This window comes from Aeromonas salmonicida (genome assembly GCF_028355655.1).
Classification (GTDB): domain Bacteria; phylum Pseudomonadota; class Gammaproteobacteria; order Enterobacterales; family Aeromonadaceae; genus Aeromonas; species Aeromonas salmonicida.
Genome location: NZ_CP110645.1, coordinates 4,379,211 through 4,398,173, shown reverse-complemented (window position 1 = coordinate 4,398,173; position 18,963 = coordinate 4,379,211). Strand labels below are relative to the sequence as shown.

Here is an 18,963-nt window from a genome sequence, read left to right as displayed (position 1 = left end):
TGTGCCGGGGTCATTGTTTTGGGTAGTGCAAGCCAGACAACAAAAAGCCCCGGCGACTGGCCGGGGCTGCTGGATACGGGTGACAGTGTCAGTTGACCGATATGGCTCTGGCATCGATGTAGAAGCGGGCATTGCCTTGTTGGTCGACCCTGATTTGGGCCACCAGACGATCGCTTTTTTTGTACTCCCATCGGGTTTTTATCCGGGCCAGGGCTGGGCTGGCTACACCAACTACATTCAGATATTCATGAAACAGGCTGTAGCTTCCAATTTCGGTCAGCATCTTTTCCATCATTTGCACATCTCCTGAAGTAAGTGGGCGCCTGCCTGCAAACCTAACAACTGATCTCTGAACTGAATCTGTATAAAAAACACACTAACTCATTTGTGTGTCAATAACATGATCAGGCGCAAGATCAGTGGCGATTTGTGAGGTTTTTTGACACCGTTTTCAGTCAGGGGTGGCGCGGCTCCTGTCGTTGATCAGGGGTGTCTGGCAGGGATGGCAAGGAAGGCGTGGTGTGTATCGAGTGTGCGCCGTGGAAGACAGGATCCTGTGCCACTTCCTTGATGCCGTTGATACAGAATTGCATGCCCATGCACACCAGCAGAAAACCCATGATCCGGGTCATGGCATCGATGCCGGTGGCGCCGAGGATCTTGCAGACCGGATCCGCCAGCTTCAATACGCCCCAGCTGATCAGACTCATCAGGGCAAACGCTGTGACCATGGCGCCGTAGATGGTGAGGCGGTTGTACTCGTCGGGCAGCTCGGCAATCTGGGCGGCCCCGCTGATCACCAGCGCCATGGTACCCGGCCCGCACATGCTGGGCATGGTCAGTGGCACGAAGGCGATGCTCTGGTTGATATCGACCCCGTTGGTTTGACTGGGGGCTGGGAACAGCATGCGAAAGCCGATAAAGCCGATGATGAGACCCCCTGCCAGCCGCAAGCCCGGAATGGATATCCCGAACAGATCCAGAATGGAGGAGCCGATAAAGAAGGTGATGCAGAGGGTGAAAAACAGATAGATAGCCGCCAGGTTGACCTGGCGGCGCACATGCTCCCGCGACATGCCATTGCTCAGCCCCAATAGCAGGGTGGCCGTGGTTGGCGGGTTGACCATGGGCAGCAGCGCCAGCAAGGCGAGAAATACGACTTGAAAGAACATCTTGAGCCTCGGATAACGGAATTGGGTGACAGTCTGGAGCCAGGTATTCGCCTGGCCCTAAGGGGGGAGGCTATCCTATGTCGGCCAAACTGAACACAAGGACAATAAAAAAGCCCCGAAGATGTCCGGGGCTTTTTCGTTGGTCAGGCGGCTTGTGGCGCCGTCTGCCGCTGGTTGCGCTGTTGCAGCCACAGCAGCACACCGATGGCAAAGCCCAGTGCCGACAGGCTCACCACATAGTGGGAGGGCGCCAGCACGTCGTTCTTCATCCACAGGGTCACCAGCATGGGGGTGAGGCCGCCGAAGATGGCGTAGGCCACGTTGTAGGAGAACGACAATCCCGAGAAGCGCACTACCGCCGGGAAGGCGTTGACCATGACGTAGGGCACGGCCCCGACAATTCCGACCGCGAAGCCCGCCAGCATGTAGAGCGGTACCAGCTGGTCCGTGCCCGCGACCAGACCGTGATAGAAGGCGTAGCTGGAACCTGCCAGCAGCAATGAGCCCAGCATGAAGGTGGGGCCGCTGCCGAGGGCATCGATCAGCCTGCCATAGACGATGCAGCCCAGGGTCAGGGCCAGGATGGCCAAGGAGTTGGCGGTCAGAGCATCGGCCGGGCTGATGCCATGTACCTTCTGCAGATAGGTGGGGGTCATCAGTATCACCACCACGATACCGGCGGAGAGCAGCCAGGTCAGCAGCATGGAGATCACCACGCTGCCCTTGTGGCTGCGCAGCACCGTCTTGAGCGGTAGCTCCTCCGCCAGCGCCTTGTTGGCCTGCATCTCGGCGAAGACAGGGGTTTCATGCAGCCAGCGGCGCAGATACATGGCGACTATGCCAAAGATGCCCCCCAGCAGGAAGGGAACCCGCCAGCCCCACTCACTTACCTCGGCCGGGGTCAGGTTCTTGTTGACCGCGGTGGCGATGAGGGAGCCGAGCAGTATGCCGGCAGTCAGTCCGGCGGTGAGGGTGCCACAGGCGAGCCCGACCCGGCGGGCGGGCACATGCTCCGCCACGAACACCCAGGCGCCCGGTACTTCACCACCGATGGCGGCTCCTTGCAGGATGCGCAAACCCAGCAGGGCCAGCGGTGCACCTATGCCCAGTACCGCATAGGTGGGCAAGAGGCCGATCATCAGGGTGGGCAGCGCCATCAGCAGTATGCTCAGGGTAAACATCCGCTTGCGGCCGATGAGATCGCCAAAATGGGCCATGATGATGCCGCCAAGGGGGCGAGCCAGATAGCCTGCGGCGAAGATGCCGAAGGTCTGGAACTGGCGCAGCCACTCGGGAATATCGGCCGGGAAGAACAGCTCGCCGATCACCACGGCGAAGAAGACGAAGATGATAAAGTCGTAGAATTCGAGGGCTCCGCCGAGGGCTGCCAGGCTCAGTGTCTTGTAATCCTGTCGGTTGAGGGGGCGGCTGTGGTCGTAAGCTTGCGTGACTGTCGTCATATCCTTATGTTTCCCATCGTTTTTTTAGTTATTGTTCCCCATCTTTTCAGGGGAGACGCTCATTACCGAGGGTATGCTTTTGCATCCCGCTATGTAAATCGCACAATTCGCAATACAGTCTTGCAGCTTTTTGGTGCAGCAAGACCGGCAATATCATGACGAAGACACAATGGGAGAAATCATGACGAAGACAAAGGTGCTGCTCTCCTGGAGCAGTGGCAAGGACAGCGCCTGGGCACTGCACAAATTGCAGCAGGATCCGGCCATCGAGGTAGTGGGGCTGTTTACCACACTCAATCAGGTCTTCGAGCGGGTGGCCATGCACGGAGTGCGCAAGCAGTTGCTGATGCAGCAGGCCGAGTGTGTGGGATTGCCGCTGACCACCCTCGATCTGCCCTGGCCCTGCACCAATGAGGATTACGCCCGCATCATGACCGATTTCATCGCGAGCGTGGTGGCGCAGGGGATCCGCCACATGGCGTTTGGCGACCTCTTCCTTGAGGATGTGCGCGCCTATCGGGAGAAACAGCTGGTGGGAACGGGCATAGAACCCTTGTTCCCGCTGTGGGGCAGCAAGACGGACGAGCTGGCTCGGCAGATGATGGCGGCGGGGCTGAGGGCCAGGATCAGCTCTCTGGACCCGAAAAAGCTGGATGCCAGCCTGGGTGGTCACGATTTCGATCCTGCCCTGCTGGCGGCCTTGCCGCAGGGGGTGGATCCGTGCGGCGAGAACGGCGAGTTTCACACCCTGGCCTATGATGGTCCCATGTTTCTGCGCCCGTTGGCGATGTACGTGGGAGAGACGGTGGAGCGGGACGGCTTCATCTTCACTGACTTGTTGCCTGCTGACTCCGCCGCCTAGTCGAGGTTGGTCTCCTTGTCATCGTTGTAGCGCAGTGCAATTTCGTGAAACAGCAGGTGGATGCGGGCGAAGGCATCCGTGATGTCGGGATCGAAATGACTGCTGCGCCCCGCCAATATGATGGGGACCACCTCCGTATGGGACATGGCCGCCTTGTAACACCGCTTGCTGATGAGGGCATCGTACACATCTGCCAGTGCCATCAGTCGGGCCGACAGGGGGATTTCATCCCCCATCAGACCGTAGGGGTAGCCGGTGCCATCCCATTTCTCGTGGTGGTAGCAGGCGATCTCCTTGGCCAGTCGCAGAAATTCGACCTCCACTCCCAGCGCTTCCTCAGCGTGGACTATGGCCTCCTTGCCCAGGATGGAGTGGTGCTTCATCTGGGTGAACTCATCCGCATCCAGCTTGCCGGGTTTGAGCAGGATCCGGTCCGGTACGCCGACCTTGCCGATATCGTGCAGGGGGGCAGACTTGAACAGCAGATCTATGGTCTTGGGGGTCAGCTCTGCACGAAAGCGAGGGTGATCGCACAGGGTTTCCGCCAATAGCTTCACATAGTGCTGGGTGCGCAGTATGTGGTTGCCGGTCTCGTTGTCCCGGGTCTCGGCCAGAGAGGCGAGGGAGTGGATGGTGATGTTCTGGATCAGCTCGTTTTCACGGGTGCGCCGTTCCACCTCCTGTTCCAGATAGGCGTTTTGGTCATGGAGCAGATCCCGTGCAGCTTTCAGCTCAAGATGGTTTCTGACGCGGGCCAGTACGATGGCGGGAGAGATAGGCTTGTGGATATAGTCCACGGCGCCGAGTGCCAGTCCGTGCGCTTCTGCGCTCTCCTCTACCTTGGCGGTCAGGAAAATCACCGGAATATGCCGCGCCTGCGGCATCTCCTGCAGTGCCTGCATCACCTGATAGCCATCCATCTGGGGCATCACCACATCGAGCAGGATCAGATCCACCCGGGTGCCTGATGACAGTATCTCCAGCGCCCGCTGGCCACTGATGGCCACCTTGACCCGATAGTGCGGGCCCAGCAGGGCGCTGAGCAGGGAGAGGTTTTCAGGGGTGTCATCGACCACCAGCAGTGTGGGTTTGGTGTCGGGATCCAGCAAGTTGAGCATAGTGGTGCCTCACTCTTGGTTGAACAGATCGGGCCTGAGGGCCCGGACTTGTTGCAGGTGTGCCAGTGCATCCGTAAAACGGAAGCGGGTCATGGCGTCTGCCATCGTCGATGCTGTTTCTCCCAGCTGTCCAGTCAGCTGTTTCTGATGTTGCTGGAACAGGGTCAGTGCTTCTGCATCATCTTCCACCAGCAGTTGGGTCAGCTGCGCCAGCAGGGGCGCTATGTCTGTTGGCTCTTGCTCCGGCAGGTCGGGGGAGGGCTGGGTGGGCAGCAGGGCCAGCACGCCATCGCTCAGTTGCTGTTGCATCTGCAGCCCTTGTTCGGCCAGCGGTAGCAGGCTGGTGGTGTCGTCTCCGCGGGAGAGCGCACTCTCCAGCCTGGCCGAGATATCTCGCAGTGGATCGGCGCCCAGAGTGGCGGCAATCCCTTTGAGGGTATGGGCTTGCCGATGGGCTTCCTCCCGGTCGTCTGTCTGCAGGGCGGTGATCAGGCTCTGCATGGGTTGGGTTCCCTGTTGGGCGAACCGTTGCAGCAGGTCCTGATACCACTCCCAGTTGTGCATCAGCCGTTGCAGGGCCGCCTCGGCATTGAGCCCGAGGGCCCTTAACTGCGGCAGTAAAGGCATGTCCTGTGGTGAGGGGGAAGTTTTGAGTGTTGCATCGGTTTCACGACTGAAGGCGGGCACCCAGCGCTGCAGGGCGGCATAGAGCTTGTCGGGGTCGATGGGCTTGGCGATGTGGTCATCCATGCCCGCTGCCAGGCAGCGCTCTCTGTCACCGGCCATGACATTGGCCGTCATGGCAAGGATCGGGATCTGGTGCCCATCGCCCTCTTGCTGGCGCAGTTGACGGGTGGCGGCCAGTCCATCCATCACCGGCATCTGCATGTCCATCAGGATCAGGTCGTATGGTTGTTGCTCTGCCATTTTCAGGGCTATGGCGCCATTGCCGGCGATGCTGACGTCGGCTCCCACTGCTCGCAGCAACTCCATCGCCACCTGCTGGTTCAGCTCGTTGTCTTCTGCCAGCAGTATGCGGAGTCCGTCGAAGCGATAGTTGTGGCTGGGCTGGGGGGTCTTCAAGGTGATCGCCGTGGTTTGATGGCCAAACAGCCCTATGATGGTATCGAACAGTACTGAGGCACACACCGGCTTGACCAGTACCCGGTCAAAGCCGGCTGCCTGTGCTTCACGAAAGACCTCTTCCCGCCCATAACCCGTCACCATGACCCGATAGAGCCGCTTGCCAAGGCCGCGGGCAATGAGGCGGCGCCCCGTCTCTATGCCATCCAGCCCCGGCATGTGCCAATCCAGCAGCACCACCTCATAGGCGTTACCTTCCTGTTCGGCGCTGGCGATCATCTGCAAGGCCTGCTGACCCGATTCGGCGGTGTCCACCACGAAGCTCATGCTGCGCAGCAGGGCAGCCAGTATGGTGCGGGCGCTGGCACTGTCGTCGGCCACCAGCATGCGGCGACCACGCAGGTCCAGACTCGGCAGATAGCGTGATCTGTATCTGCCACGGCCGAGTCGGGCGGTAAACCAGAAGGTGCTTCCCTTGCCCGGTTCGCTCTGCACGCCGACCTCACCCCCCATCAATGCCGCCAGTTCGCGGGAGATGGCGAGCCCGAGGCCGGTGCCGCCGTATTTGCGGGTGGTGGAGCTGTCCGCCTGCTGGAAAGACTGGAACAGCCGCTGCTGCTGCTCCTGGCTCATGCCGATCCCCGTGTCCTGCACCGAACAGTGCAACAGCACTTCCTTCGGCAGTTTTTCCAAGCAAGTGACCTTGACCAGTATCTCCCCCTGCTCGGTGAATTTGACCGCATTGTTGGCATAGTTGATCAGGATCTGGCCGAGCCGGAGGGGATCGCCATAGAGCAGGGTGTCGAGCTGGTGGTCGACCTCGAACAGCAGCTCTATGCCCTTGGCTTCGGCCTTCTCGCCCACCAGAGTCGCCAGATTTTCCAGCACATGGTCGAGATCGAACTCGATCTGCTCCAGATCCAGCTTGCCCGCCTCTATCTTGGAGAAGTCGAGGATATCGTTGATGATGCCGAGCAGGTGCTGGGCCGAGCGCTGGATCTTGCCCACATAGTCGGCTTGCTGCGGATCGAGCCGGGTTTGTAGGGCGAGGTGGGCCATGCCCAGGATGGCGTTCATGGGGGTGCGGATCTCGTGGCTCATGTTGGCGAGAAAATCGCTCTTGGCCCGGGTCGCGCTTTCTGCCAGCTCATAGGCCTGCTCCAGCTCCTGATTCTTGGTCTGCATCACGGCGAACAGCTCATCCCGGGTCGGTTCGGCGAACTGCTGCTGCATCTGCAACAGCAGAGCGTCATCGGGCCAGTGCGGCAGGTGGCACACCAGGGCGATGTCAGTGTCAGAGTGAGGAACCAGCCGGATGTTGCCATGGGCTGCGCCGGACGGACTGTGCTGCAGTGGCTCGTCCGCCGAGAGGGAGACCCACAGCTCCTGCGTATGGCTCTCCAGCCACAGCTGGAGTTGCAGCGAGTCGGTGGTCGCCGTCAGCTGGCGCACCAGCTCCGAGGTGGTACCCGCCAGCGGCGCCACGAAGGTGGGATTCTTGTCGATGCAGGTGAGCACCTGGATCACCTTGCGTCTGGCGGTGAGGGCTGCCGCCGGGCCAGAGAGCCTGATATCACCGATCCGCTGCCGCATCTAGCGCTCCTTCTCCGGTTGTACCCGCAACACGATACAACTCGCATCGTCCGTGCTGCGGCCGCTGTGGTCTATGACTTGACGGGCCAGGATGGCGGGATCCGCCCCCAGATCCAGTGCGCTGTCACGCAGGTTGAGCGACTCGCTGATGCCATCCGAATAGAGCATCAGCACATCCCCCGGCTCCATGGGCTGGCGTTGCAGCAAGGGGGTGGGGAAGCGCTCCCCCAGCACTCCATCGCGGGAGATGCCGCGCCAGAGGTCATGGCCGCGCAGACAGATGCGGGTGTTGCCGATACCGGCGTAGCTCAGTTCCCCCCGTTCACTGTTGACCAGGGCTATGCCAGCTGCCGCTCCCCGGGTACCGATGCAGTGTTGGTGCAACAGCTGCAGCAGAGGTGCCGGCTCCTGCTCAGGGGTGTTTTGCAGCGCCTCTTCCAGTGTCAGTGCCAGCTTGTTGGCCGAGGTGCCGTGGCCGCTGACATCGATCAGCACCAGCAAGGCGCCGTCGGGGGTGGGCCGGATAAAGACCAGATCGCCGGAGACCTTTTCCGGATAGCAGGGCCTGTTTTCGCTGGCCCATGCCAGTTTCAAACCAGGCTGACCCCATGACTGGGTTGGCATTGTGAGGCGTATCGTCGAGGGTGCCGAGCCCAGCCACTTTCGAGCCTGCACCAGGGTGCCCCCTTCCGGCGGTGTGCTGATGGTGAGCTCTGACATCATGCGTCGCACGCCGGGTAGCCCCAGCCCCAGGGTGCCCGAGGTGCTGTAGTGATCCTGCAGGGCCTGATGCACATCCGGTATGCCGGGCCCTTTGTCACGGGCGATGATGTCGATGCAGGCTCGTCCCTTGGGGTGATGGAGGGTCAGGGTGATTTCCCCCTGCCCGGCGTATTTCAGGATATTGCTGCCAAGCTCGGAAACCACGGTGGAGAGCATGGCACGATCCACGTCAGACAGGCTGGCGATAAAGGGAAGCCGACGCACCGCCATCACAGTCAGGTGCAGATCGATATCGTGGCGCAGCGGATAGTTGGCCTCCTGAGTCGCATGCTCTTGCATCATGGCGGTTTACTCCTCGCCCTTGAGATGGCGGACGTGGGCGAAGGCGTCGTCCATGTCGATGAAGCAGCGCAGCGGCCCGGGCTGCGCTTCGGCCAGCGCCAGAAACGCGGCGATCCCGGCATTGAGCCCCACTAGCAGGCAGATGGCGCCTAACAGGCGGCATACCTCGGCCAGCTTGCGTACCTGTCTGAATTCATGGTGATCCAGCAGCATGACGCCGGAGAAGTCGAGCAACACTGCATGGTGACGCCCGTGTACCAGTCGCTGGGAGAGGGCCTGCATCAGCATCTGCATGCCATCGTCACCGAGATCGGGACGCATGCTGACCACTATGCAGTCGGCCACATCGGCGATGCCAAGATCGTTGTTGAGCTGCATGGTCATGGCCGCATCCTAGAGGGTGGAACCGACCCGTTTGAGCGCTATTTCGAAGGCATCTCTCAGGGTTGCCGTGGTGCGGACGTCACCGACCGACACCCCCAGCTCCACCATGGTGCGGGCAATGGCGGGAGAGACTCCCGAGATGATGGCCTCACAGCCCATGAACTGGGTCGCCTTGGTGATCTTGATCAGCTGGTTGGCGACGCCGGTATCCACGGTGGCGACACCGGCAATATCCAGCACGAAGACCCGGGCCCGGGTTTCGGCGATCTTGGTGAGCGACTTGTTCATCACGTCGGCGGTGCGCATTGAGTCGATGATCCCCACCAATGGCAGCAGCAGGATCCCGTCCCAGATAGGGGTGACAGGGGTCGACATCTCTTGCAGCGACTTGTGCAGCTCCTCGCGCACTCTGGCGGCCTCTTCCGCTTCCACCATGGCACGCTTGAGCTGACGGTGCTGCTCCACCTGCGCCGTGATGTCGGTGGCAAATTTGACGATTTTGCTGGGCTTGCCGTTCAGATCCAGCACCGGGTTGTAGGATCCCTGGATCCAGACCTCCTGTCCCTGCTTGCCGAGCCGGCAGAATTCGCCTGCGAGAAACTCGCCCCGTCGCAGCGTTTCCCAGAAGGTGCGGTAATCCGCCGACTGGGCGTAGTCCGGGTCAACCAGCAGCCTGTGGTGCTGGCCCTTCAGCTCATCCAGCTGGTAGCCCACTATGTCGAGAAAGCGTGGATTGGCATCCAGTATGGTGCCATCCAGCGAGAATTCTACCTTGCCCATGACCCGGCTCAGGGCATTGAGCTGGCCCTCGAAGCTGGCAGTGAGCTGCTTCTGCCCGGTCAGATCCATGGCGTATATGATGATGCGGGTCAGCTGCCCCTCGGCATCCAGAACCGGGCTGCAGGCACCCCGGATCCAGATATCCCGCCCCTGTTTATCCAGCAGGTGGAACTCGCTTTCCTGTGACGTGCCGCTGCGCAGCGTCTCCCAGAAAGTGTCATAAGTGGCAGATTGAGCCTCATCCGGGGAGAGCAGCATGCCGTGGTGCTTGCCCTTTAGCTCATCCAGCGGGTAGCCCATGATGGTGAGAAAATGAGGGTTGGCATCCAGGATCTGCCCCTCTGGCGAGAGTTCGAGCCGGGCCAGCACCAGATCGATGGCGTCCATCCCGGCCTGATGAGGGGAAGGGGCCGAACCGGTGGTCTTGGAAGAGGAAGTGTGCGCGTCCATGGCATCTCCAGTGAGAGGGAGTCGTTGATTTTGATGTCAATAAAGGGTGCTAAGCAGTTATAGCCCACTCCGGCTCTTCCGGCTGGAATAAAGGGTCAAAAGAGGCTTGTCATCTTCCGGTTGCTGGATGTTTATTCCGAGGGGACAAAACAGGGCGGGAGCTATCCACCGAGCCCTGTTTTGTGGCGAGTTTCACGGTTTGTATCGGCAGTATGGGGCAGGATTGGCACCCAGTTTCATTCACGTCATGAGTTGTGCCATGCCCGCTTTTTCCCGTCTTACCCTGATAGCATCCCTGTTTGCCGCCACCTTCAGCCTGCCCGCCCTGGCCGATCAGATCGTGACCAGCCCGGCCGGTGTCACGACTGTGACCCTGGCCCAGCAGGCTCCAGTTCACTGGGTCTCGGTAGAGCAGATTGCCAAGAGTCTGGATGGTCTACCCCCGATGGCGGTAGGTTTTGATATCGACGATACCCTGCTCTTCTCCAGCCCGGGTTTCTATCGCGGCAAGCAGGAGTTCTCGCCCAACGACGAGAGCTATCTGAAGAACCCTGCCTTCTGGGAGAAAATGAACAACGGCTGGGATGCGTTCAGCATGCCGAAAGAGGTGGGCAAGGCGCTGATCGCCATGCACCTCAAACGCGGCGATCACATCTATTTCGTCACTGGCCGTTCGGCCACCAAAACGGAAACCGTGAGCCAGACCCTGCAGCAGACCATGGGGATCCCGGCCGATCGACTCAATCCAGTGATCTTCGCCGGCGATCAGCCGGGCCAGAACACCAAGGTGCAGTGGCTCAAGGACAAGCAGATGAAGGTCTTCTACGGTGATGCGGACGGGGATATCAAGGCGGCGCAGGAGGTCGGCATTCGCGGCATTCGGCTGCTGCGGGCGGCAAACTCCAGTTATCGCCCACTGCCGCTGGCTGGCGCCCTAGGGGAAGAGGTGATCGTCAACTCCCAGTTCTGAGCGGCGTAAAACCGCTAGAAAAAAGCCGGATCCTGTCAGGATCCGGCTTTTTAGTGAGTCTGTGGCGCGGGTGTTGGCATCGTGGCATGGGTTGCCGACAAGTTCCCCTTGTTCGCGTACGGCGGTTTATTCCGCCCAGGGCATCTCGGGCAGGGAATCCAGAAACTGGGCGTAGCGCTCTAGGTTGAAGGGGCCCTGTTCAGCCTCCATCGCCATCAGCTCGGCACCGAGGGCGCAGGCGATATATTGCAGCGCCTCGTCCCGTGGGGTGCCCTTCATCACCAATCGCATCAGGGTCGCCTTGACCTGCAACGGATGACCGTCGATCAGCTGGTTGTCGACCATCTCCAGCAGGGTTTGCTCGTCAAAGAACTCGGTGGATTCGCTCATGGTGTACTTCCTCGTCATGCCATATAAAGATGCCAGTATAACGAAGCTGGCATTAACACTTTGAAATATTGCGATAAAAACATTTCTGTGGCGCCAGTTTTTGTTACTCATACTTATCCGTGGGTTTGCTGTCAGCAAACGAAAACCATCATAAAATTGCATGGACGGATATCAATATGCCCACCATAGACTCTCTGTTATCCCATCCCCAAAACCTACCCAATGTACCCGAAGTCATGCGCGATCTGGTGCAGACCTTCAATGAGAAGGAGCCGGATATCCTGTTGATCGCCAAGAAGATCAACAAGGATCCCGTCATCTCTGCCAAGCTGCTGCGGCTGGCCAACTCCGCCAAGTTTGGCGGCAATCGTCAGGTTGCCACCGTCAACGAAGCCGTGGTGCGGCTCGGAGTCGATGTGGTACGCAACATGGTGCTGGCCTGCGGCCTGACTGGATCTGTTCATTCGGTGCCCGGCATCGATCTCAGGCACTTCTGGGGCAACGTGTTCGATGTGGCAGAGCTGGCCAGGTTGCTGGCCAAGCTAAAGGGCATGAAAGGGGAGGAGGTGTTCACCTGTGCCCTGCTGTTCGACATGGGGCGCCTCATCATGCATGTGGGTCTGCCGGAAAACATGGTTAACCATATTCAGGATCTTGAACCCAGCAAGGGGCGCGCCAAGGCAGAGGAGCTGGTGGTTGGTTTCAACTATGCCCAGACCGGGGCCGAGATGGCCAGGCGCTGGCAATTTCCCCTCAGTATCTGCCATGCGGTGGAGTACCACTACAACCCCATGCTGGCCAAGGAGTTTTCTGTCGAAGCTGGCCTGATCCATCTGGCCATCGCCCTGGCGGCCCAATCGGATGTGGGGGAGGTGGCGCCGCCCGAGTGGCCAACTCAGGTAGCAGACCGACTCGGTCTGCCATGGTCTGACTGCGCCACCGTGCTGGTGGCGATGCGGGAACACGGCAATGGCTATGCGGGTTTGCTGGCGGCCTGAGCCCGTTCATATTGTCACCGGGCCGCAATGCGGCCCTTTTTCATGGGGTTTGCCTTGCCAACCCTGCGGTGCAGAGGCAGTCTTGAAGGCCTGTATTTTCTGAAAGAGCCCTTGTCATGATCCTCTCCGAGCGCCTGCTGCTGCGCGAACTGACCATCGCCGATGCTCCCTTTATCCTTGAGCTGCTCAACGACAGCGATTTCCACCGTTACATTGGCGATCGCGGTGTGCGTACCCTGGCGGATGCCGAACACTACATCCAGCAAGGGCCCGCGGTCAGTTATGCTCGCCATGGCCACGGCCTCTATCTGGTGGCGCGCAGAGGCGATGAAGCCAAGATCGGCATCTGTGGTTTGATCAGGCGAGACACCCTGCCCTGTGAAGACATTGGCTATGCCTTCCTGCCTGCCTATCGTGGTCAGGGTTATGGCATAGAAGCGGCAAAGGTGGCGCTGCAGGACGGCCGGGAAAGGTTGGGGATTGTGCGTGTCATCGCCATAGTCACACCGGGCAACGAACGATCACTGACACTGCTGGCCAAGCTGGGGCTGGTACAAAGCCGGCTGGTCAAGTTGAGCGAGGATGCCGACGCGTGTCTGCTGCTGGAGGCTGCCGGAGCTGAAACGAACCTGGCCTGAGGTATGAAACGGGGATGCAGCTTTCAGTCAGTGATGGAAGGCGATGCTGACGGTGCTGGTTCAGGAGAATAGATAGTAGTTGAAGCAAAGAGGCCGCCGTGAGTTGCGGCCTGTCTGCATCGGGCGCTGCCGGAGGGCAGGCAGGATCAGTTGAGGTCTTCGATGGAGAACTCGCCAGCGATACCATCACAGGAGATGGCGAAACCGCCGCTGAAGCGGGTGCTGAACTGGATCAGGAACGCATCGGAATCCTGCTCTTGCACAGGCAGGTTGATGGGTTTGCTACGACGCAGGGGTTTGTGTGTATGTATGGCTTTCATCATTGTATTTCTCTATATAAATTAAGTGTTTGCTCCTTGTGTTGGCAAATGTCAGGTTAATGGACGCGGTTGACTTTGTGGTCAACAAGCGCGCAGGAATACCCAGCCCTGTCAGGGGCGTCTGCACTATCAAGGAATATGCTGATGCATAAATCAAATTGGGTGGGCAGAGCGAGTCTGCGCCGTGAGAGCCGGGCAACGCAGGCAGACAGCCTGACGGTTCTCGAGGCGAGTAAATCAGAGGGAGGTTATGCGGATACTGACAGGATTCATCGTGAGTGAAGCATTGCAGGGTAAACATAAACAGGGCTGATTAACTAGCCGGCGCGCATTCTCTCCTCGATATGAATAAAAAGCAAACAATTATTTGGTGATTTTGTGCCAGATCCGTTTTTGTTGTGTTATCCGAGATAAAAAGGGCTCCCGTCGGGAGCCCTTTTTCAGCAGGTCAATCACCGTCAGACGGTGACTCAGTAGTCGCCGCTGGCCTTCTTGGCGGCGGTGATCATGGGTGTAATGGTCATGCCCTGCACCACGATGGAGAACATCACCACAGAGTAGGTCATCACCAGTATGACCTGACGCAGATCGACGTTGTGCTCGGGTATCATCATGACACCGGAAGGCAGTGCCAGCGCCATGGCCATGGCCAGACCGCCACGCAAGCCGCCCCAGGTAAGGATGCGGATGGTGAAGCGGTTGTAGGTGCGAAAACGGCGGAAGGCCATGAAGGGGACAGAGACGCTGATGAAGCGCGCCGCCAGGCAGAGCGGTACCGCGATAACCAGCAGGATCCAGTCACGCCAGGCGAGATCCAGCAGCACCAGTGCCAGACCGATCAGCAGGAACAAGAGCGCGTTGAGGAACTGGTCCATCAACTCCCAGAAGTGATCCAGATAGTGGCTGCTCTGCTCGGAGAAGCCGGAGTGACGGGTCCAGTTGCCGATCATGATGCCGGTGACTACCATGGCCAGGGCACCGGAGACACCCATCATGTTGGCGAGGGCAAAGCCGGCAGTCGGAATGCAAAGGGTCAGCAGCAGTTCCAGGGAGCCATCGTCGGTGGCACTGATCATCACGTGGGCGATGAGGCCCAGCACGGCGCCGAACAAGATGCCACCGAGGGCCTCGTGCAGGAACAGACCGGCGACGCTGCCGAAGGTCGGCTCAACGCCGCCAAACGCCACGGCAAATATGGTGGCGAATATCACCAGACCGGTACCGTCGTTGAACAGGGATTCCCCTTCGATCTGAATGGCGATCTGGGGGGGCGCCTGCATCTTCTTGACGATGGCCAGCACGGCAATGGGGTCGGTGGGGGTGATCAGGGCCCCGAACAGCAGGCAATAGACCAGCGGTACTTCCCAGCCCAGCAGCTTGGCGATGAACCAGAAGCCGTAACCGATCAGGAAGGTGGAGAGCAGGGTGGAGAAGATTGCCAGTATGGTGATTTCCCACTTCTGGCTGCGCAAGGCCTTGAGGTTGATGCCAATGCCGCCAGCGAACAGCAGGAAGCCCAGGATCCCCTTCAGCAGGAAATTCTGGAAGTCGATGCTCTTCATGGTTTCGATGGCCAGGGGCTCAAGGTTGAACCAACCCAGTTTGCCAAACAGCACCATCAGGGCGGAGATCAGCATGGATCCGGCAGTGATGGCGATGGTGGTCTGGATCTTCACGACATACTGGTTGGCAAAGGCGATCAGGATCGCCAACGCTGCCAAAAAGCAGAGTGTGTAGTAGACGCTCATGGTTATTTTTCTCGTTAGTAAACAGCAAGCACGTATCCTTCGCTGAGGACCGGCATAGGGTACTCTGGGGTCACATGTTACTCATTACCTATTTATGAGTATCCGGTGGTTATTGTGGACTCCACTGCGGACAGATAGACGGCTAGATTTCCATTTGATTTGTTTGCTGCTAGGATGACCTTCACGCAGTTGCATGGATGTAAGAGGAGCGAGCGGTGTTGAACGAAAAGCCGAGCATAAAGTCGGACCCAACAAAGAAACTGGAATCCTGTCTCAAGGAACGGATCCTGATCATCGACGGGGCCATGGGCACCATGATCCAGGGCTACAAGCTGGGCGAGGCGGATTATCGCGGTGAGCGGTTTGCCGACTGGCATACCGACATCAAGGGCAACAACGACCTGCTGGTGCTGACCAGGCCCGGGATCATTCGCGAGATCCACGATCAGTATTGCGCTGCCGGGGCCGACATCCTCGAAACCAACACCTTCAACGCCACTCGCATCGCCATGGCCGATTACGAGATGGAAGATCTTTCGGCCGAGATCAACCGCGAGGCGGCCCGGCTGGCCCGTGCCGTGGCAGACGAATGGACGGCCAGGAACCCCGCCAGACCGCGCTTTGTCGCCGGTGTGCTGGGTCCCACCAACCGCACCTGCTCCATCTCGCCGGACGTGAACGATCCCGGCAAGCGCAACGTCACCTATGACCAGCTGGTGGCTGCGTATACGGAGTCGACCCATGCCCTGATCGAGGGTGGCGCCGACCTCATTCTGATCGAGACCATCTTCGATACCCTCAACGCCAAGGCGGCTGCCTTCGCGGTGGAAGGGGTGTTTGAGGCGCTGGGTTACAGCCTGCCGGTGATGATCTCCGGCACCATCACGGATGCCTCGGGGCGTACTCTCTCCGGTCAGACCACCGAAGCCTTCTATCACTCCCTGCGCCATGTCAAACCCATCTCGTTCGGTCTCAACTGTGCGCTGGGGCCAGACGAGTTGCGTCAGTACGTGGAGGAGTTGTCGCGCATCAGTGAGACCTTTGTGAGCGCCCACCCCAATGCCGGTCTGCCCAATGCGTTCGGCGAGTACGATCTCGATGCGGGGGAGATGGCTGACCATATCCGCGAGTGGGCCCAAAGCGGTTTTCTCAACATGGTGGGCGGCTGCTGCGGCACTACCCCGACCCATATTCGCGCCATGGCTGATGCCGTGGCCGGCATCAAGCCGCGCACCTTGCCCACGTTGCCGGTCGCCTGCCGACTGTCGGGCCTCGAGCCCCTCATCATCACGGCAGACTCCATGTTTGTGAACGTGGGTGAGCGTACCAACGTCACCGGTTCCGCCAAGTTCAAGCGTCTCATCAAGGAGGGGCTCTACGACGAAGCCCTCGATGTGGCCAAGCAGCAGGTGGAGAGCGGCGCCCAGATCATCGACATCAACATGGACGAGGGGATGCTGGATGCCGAAGCGGCCATGGTGCGCTTCCTGAACCTCATCGCCGGTGAGCCTGATATCGCCCGGGTGCCTGTGATGATCGACTCCTCCAAGTGGGAGGTGCTGGAAGCCGGCCTCAAGTGCGTGCAGGGCAAGCCGGTGGTCAACTCCATCTCCATGAAAGAGGGGGAGGAGAAATTCATCCAGCAGGCCAAACTGCTGCGCCGCTATGGCGCCGCCGTCATCGTCATGGCGTTCGATGAGGTGGGCCAGGCTGACACTCGCACCCGCAAGTTCGAGATCTGTCAGCGCGCCTACCGGATCCTGGTGGATCAGGTGGGTTTCCCGCCGGAAGACATCATCTTCGATCCCAATATCTTCGCGGTGGCGACCGGCATCGACGAGCACAACAACTATGCGGTGGACTTCATCGAGGCGGTGAAGGACATCAAGACCCATCTGCCCCACGCCATGATTTCAGGCGGCGTTTCCAACGTCTCTTTCTCGTTTCGCGGCAATGAACCGGTGCGCGAAGCCATCCACGCTGTCTTCCTCTACCACGCCATCCAGAACGGCATGGACATGGGCATAGTCAACGCCGGTCAGCTCGCCATCTATGAAGACATACCGGCAGAGCTGAAGGCGAAGGTCGAGGCCGTGGTGCTCAACTTGAGTGACAGTGCCACCGAGGATCTGCTGGCCATCGCCGAGAAGTATCGCGGTGCCGGAGCCCAGGCGGAGGATCCGCGGGATCAGGAGTGGCGCAGCTGGCCGGTGGGCAAGCGGCTGGAACACGCTCTGGTCAAGGGGATCACAGACTTTATCGAGGAGGATACTGAAGAGGCGCGGGCCGGCGCCGAGAAGCCGCTGCACGTGATCGAAGGGCCCCTGATGGACGGCATGAACGTGGTCGGCGATCTGTTTGGCGCGGGCAAGATGTTCCTGCCTCAGGTGGTCAAATCCGCCCGGGTGATGAAGCGGGCTGTGGCCTATCTGCAACCCTACATCGAAGCCGAGAAACAGGGCGGCTACAGCAACGGCAAGATAGTGCTCGCCACCGTCAAGGGTGACGTGCACGACATCGGCAAGAACATCGTCGGCGTTGTGTTGCAGTGCAACAACTACGAGATAGTGGATCTCGGCGTAATGGTCTCCTGCGAGACCATTCTCAAGACTGCCCGTGAAGTGGGAGCCGATATCATAGGGCTGTCTGGCCTGATCACACCGTCTCTCGACGAGATGGTACACGTGGCCAAAGAGATGGAGCGTCAGGGCTTCAAGCTGCCGCTCTTGATCGGCGGTGCTACCACCTCCAAGGCCCACACAGCGGTCAAGATAGAGCAGAACTACAGCGAACCTGTGGTCTATGTGTCGAACGCATCGCGCGCCGTCGGGGTGGCCCAGAGCCTGCTCAACCCTGAACTCAAGCCTGCGTTTGTCGCCCGCATCGACAAGGAGTACGAGGTCGCCCGGGATCAGCATGCCCGCAAGCAGCCGAGATCCAAGCCGGTCAGCCTGGCCCATGCCCGCGCCAACCGGCAGCAACTGGACTGGGTGAACTATCAACCGCCGGCCCCCCGTGAGCCGGGTGTGCAGACGTTTGAGAACGTGCCCGTCTCGGTGCTGCGCCCCTACATCGACTGGACGCCGTTTTTCCTCAGCTGGGAGTTGGCGGGCAAGTATCCGCGCATTCTCGAAGACGAGATCATAGGTGAGGAGGCGACCAAGCTGTTTGCCGATGCCAACGCCATGCTGGACAAACTGGAGCAGGACGAGAGCGTGCGCTGCGCCGGTATCATAGGTCTGTTTCCGGCCAACACGATCGGCGACAGCATAGAGGTCTATACCGACGAGTCACGCAGCGAGGTGCGCAAGGTGCTGCACCATCTGCGTCAGCAGAGCGAGAAGCAGGGCTTCCCCAACTACTGTCTGGCGGACTATGTGGCACCGAAAGAGAGCGGCAAGCCGGACTGGATCGGTGCCTTCGCGGTGACGGGCGGTATCGGGGAAGAGGCCATCGCCACTGCCTACAAGGCGGATCATGACGACTACAACGCCATCTTGATTCAGGCGGTGTGCGACCGTCTCGCAGAGGCCTTCGCCGAGTATCTGCACGAACAGGTACGCAAGGTGCACTGGGGCTATGCAGCCGACGAGGCCCTCAGCAATGAGGATCTGATCCGCGAGAACTACCGCGGCATACGCCCGGCGCCCGGTTACCCCGCCTGTCCCGAGCACACTGAAAAAGGGAGCATCTGGGAGCTGCTGGGCGTGGAGCAGGCCATCGGCATGAAGCTGACGGAATCCTACGCCATGTGGCCGGGCGCGGCCGTGTCGGGCTGGTACTTCTCCCACCCCGACAGCAAATACTTCGCGGTGGCGCAGATCCAGCAGGATCAGGTGGAAGATTACGCCGCCCGCAAGGGGATGACCCTGGCGGAAGCAGAACGCTGGCTGGGGCCGAACCTGAACTGAATCCCGATCTCCCGAGTGACA

16 protein-coding genes are annotated in these 18,963 nt (G+C 59.8%); 5 read left to right on the top strand and 11 right to left on the bottom strand.

Annotated elements, in window-relative coordinates; genetic code table 11:
• Nucleotides 1-88 precede the first annotated feature (88 nt).
• The 3 genes from ONZ54_RS20485 to ONZ54_RS20475 form a co-directional block, all read right to left on the bottom strand.
• A complete protein-coding gene (locus tag ONZ54_RS20485; protein ID WP_170321042.1) occupies nucleotides 89-292 on the bottom strand; it encodes a hypothetical protein in 204 nt (67 codons plus the stop codon).
• Nucleotides 293-455: 163 nt separating this feature from the next.
• Nucleotides 456-1,172 carry a MarC family NAAT transporter gene (locus ONZ54_RS20480; protein WP_271787033.1) on the bottom strand — a complete coding sequence of 239 codons (717 nt, stop codon included), beginning with the start codon at nucleotides 1,170-1,172 and terminating at the stop codon, nucleotides 456-458.
• 143 nt (nucleotides 1,173-1,315) lie between these two features.
• A complete protein-coding gene (locus tag ONZ54_RS20475) occupies nucleotides 1,316-2,632 on the bottom strand; it encodes an MFS transporter (RefSeq protein ID WP_271787032.1) in 1,317 nt (438 codons plus the stop codon).
• 181 nt (nucleotides 2,633-2,813) lie between these two features.
• Between ONZ54_RS20475 and ONZ54_RS20470 the strand changes: the two genes are divergently transcribed.
• The gene (locus ONZ54_RS20470) at nucleotides 2,814-3,494 is read left to right on the top strand and encodes an adenine nucleotide alpha hydrolase (protein ID WP_271787031.1); all 681 of its coding nucleotides are present in this window, start codon (nucleotides 2,814-2,816) and stop codon (nucleotides 3,492-3,494) included.
• Here the strand turns inward: ONZ54_RS20470 and ONZ54_RS20465 are convergent.
• From ONZ54_RS20465 to ONZ54_RS20445, 5 genes are read right to left on the bottom strand one after another with little or no spacing between them, the layout of a single operon-like run.
• A complete protein-coding gene (locus tag ONZ54_RS20465) occupies nucleotides 3,491-4,612 on the bottom strand; it encodes a response regulator (RefSeq protein ID WP_059168870.1) in 1,122 nt (373 codons plus the stop codon). The two genes, ONZ54_RS20470 and ONZ54_RS20465, sit on opposite strands and share 4 nt — an antisense overlap.
• Before the next feature lie 9 nt (nucleotides 4,613-4,621).
• A complete protein-coding gene (locus ONZ54_RS20460; protein WP_271787030.1) occupies nucleotides 4,622-7,288 on the bottom strand; it encodes a response regulator in 2,667 nt (888 codons plus the stop codon).
• Nucleotides 7,289-8,353 carry an ATP-binding SpoIIE family protein phosphatase gene (locus ONZ54_RS20455; protein WP_271787029.1) on the bottom strand — a complete coding sequence of 355 codons (1,065 nt, stop codon included), beginning with the start codon at nucleotides 8,351-8,353 and terminating at the stop codon, nucleotides 7,289-7,291.
• Between the two features lie 6 nt (nucleotides 8,354-8,359).
• Entirely contained in the window at nucleotides 8,360-8,731 is a 372-nt protein-coding gene (locus ONZ54_RS20450) for an STAS domain-containing protein (protein WP_088814402.1), read from the bottom strand.
• 15 nt (nucleotides 8,732-8,746) lie between these two features.
• Nucleotides 8,747-9,967, bottom strand: coding sequence for a PAS domain-containing protein (locus ONZ54_RS20445; protein ID WP_271787028.1), 1,221 nt, complete (start codon nucleotides 9,965-9,967; stop codon nucleotides 8,747-8,749).
• A gap of 259 nt (nucleotides 9,968-10,226) precedes the next feature.
• Here ONZ54_RS20445 and aphA point away from each other — a divergent pair, with 259 nt between their 5' ends.
• Complete coding sequence (gene aphA / locus ONZ54_RS20440; RefSeq protein WP_087757028.1) at nucleotides 10,227-10,937, top strand: acid phosphatase AphA; 711 nt, start codon at nucleotides 10,227-10,229, stop codon at nucleotides 10,935-10,937.
• 126 nt (nucleotides 10,938-11,063) lie between these two features.
• Here the strand turns inward: aphA and ONZ54_RS20435 are convergent, their stop codons facing one another.
• Complete coding sequence (locus ONZ54_RS20435) at nucleotides 11,064-11,327, bottom strand: hypothetical protein (RefSeq protein WP_159165201.1); 264 nt, start codon at nucleotides 11,325-11,327, stop codon at nucleotides 11,064-11,066.
• 176 nt (nucleotides 11,328-11,503) lie between these two features.
• Here ONZ54_RS20435 and ONZ54_RS20430 point away from each other — a divergent pair, with 176 nt between their 5' ends.
• Nucleotides 11,504-12,325: an HDOD domain-containing protein gene (locus ONZ54_RS20430; protein WP_271787027.1), complete on the top strand. Its 822-nt coding sequence runs from the start codon at nucleotides 11,504-11,506 to the stop codon at nucleotides 12,323-12,325.
• A 116-nt stretch (nucleotides 12,326-12,441) separates the two neighbouring features.
• A complete protein-coding gene (locus tag ONZ54_RS20425) occupies nucleotides 12,442-12,963 on the top strand; it encodes a GNAT family N-acetyltransferase (protein WP_219598261.1) in 522 nt (173 codons plus the stop codon).
• Between the two features lie 146 nt (nucleotides 12,964-13,109).
• Here the strand turns inward: ONZ54_RS20425 and ONZ54_RS20420 are convergent, their stop codons facing one another.
• Both ONZ54_RS20420 and ONZ54_RS20415 read right to left on the bottom strand, forming a co-directional pair.
• A complete protein-coding gene (locus ONZ54_RS20420; RefSeq protein WP_005316304.1) occupies nucleotides 13,110-13,286 on the bottom strand; it encodes a hypothetical protein in 177 nt (58 codons plus the stop codon).
• Between the two features lie 467 nt (nucleotides 13,287-13,753).
• The gene (locus tag ONZ54_RS20415) at nucleotides 13,754-15,031 is read right to left on the bottom strand and encodes a cation:proton antiporter (protein ID WP_005316302.1); all 1,278 of its coding nucleotides are present in this window, start codon (nucleotides 15,029-15,031) and stop codon (nucleotides 13,754-13,756) included.
• A gap of 218 nt (nucleotides 15,032-15,249) precedes the next feature.
• Between ONZ54_RS20415 and metH the strand changes: the two genes are divergently transcribed.
• Complete coding sequence (metH, locus tag ONZ54_RS20410; RefSeq protein WP_416995744.1) at nucleotides 15,250-18,942, top strand: methionine synthase; 3,693 nt, start codon at nucleotides 15,250-15,252, stop codon at nucleotides 18,940-18,942.
• Nucleotides 18,943-18,963: the final 21 nt, after the last annotated feature.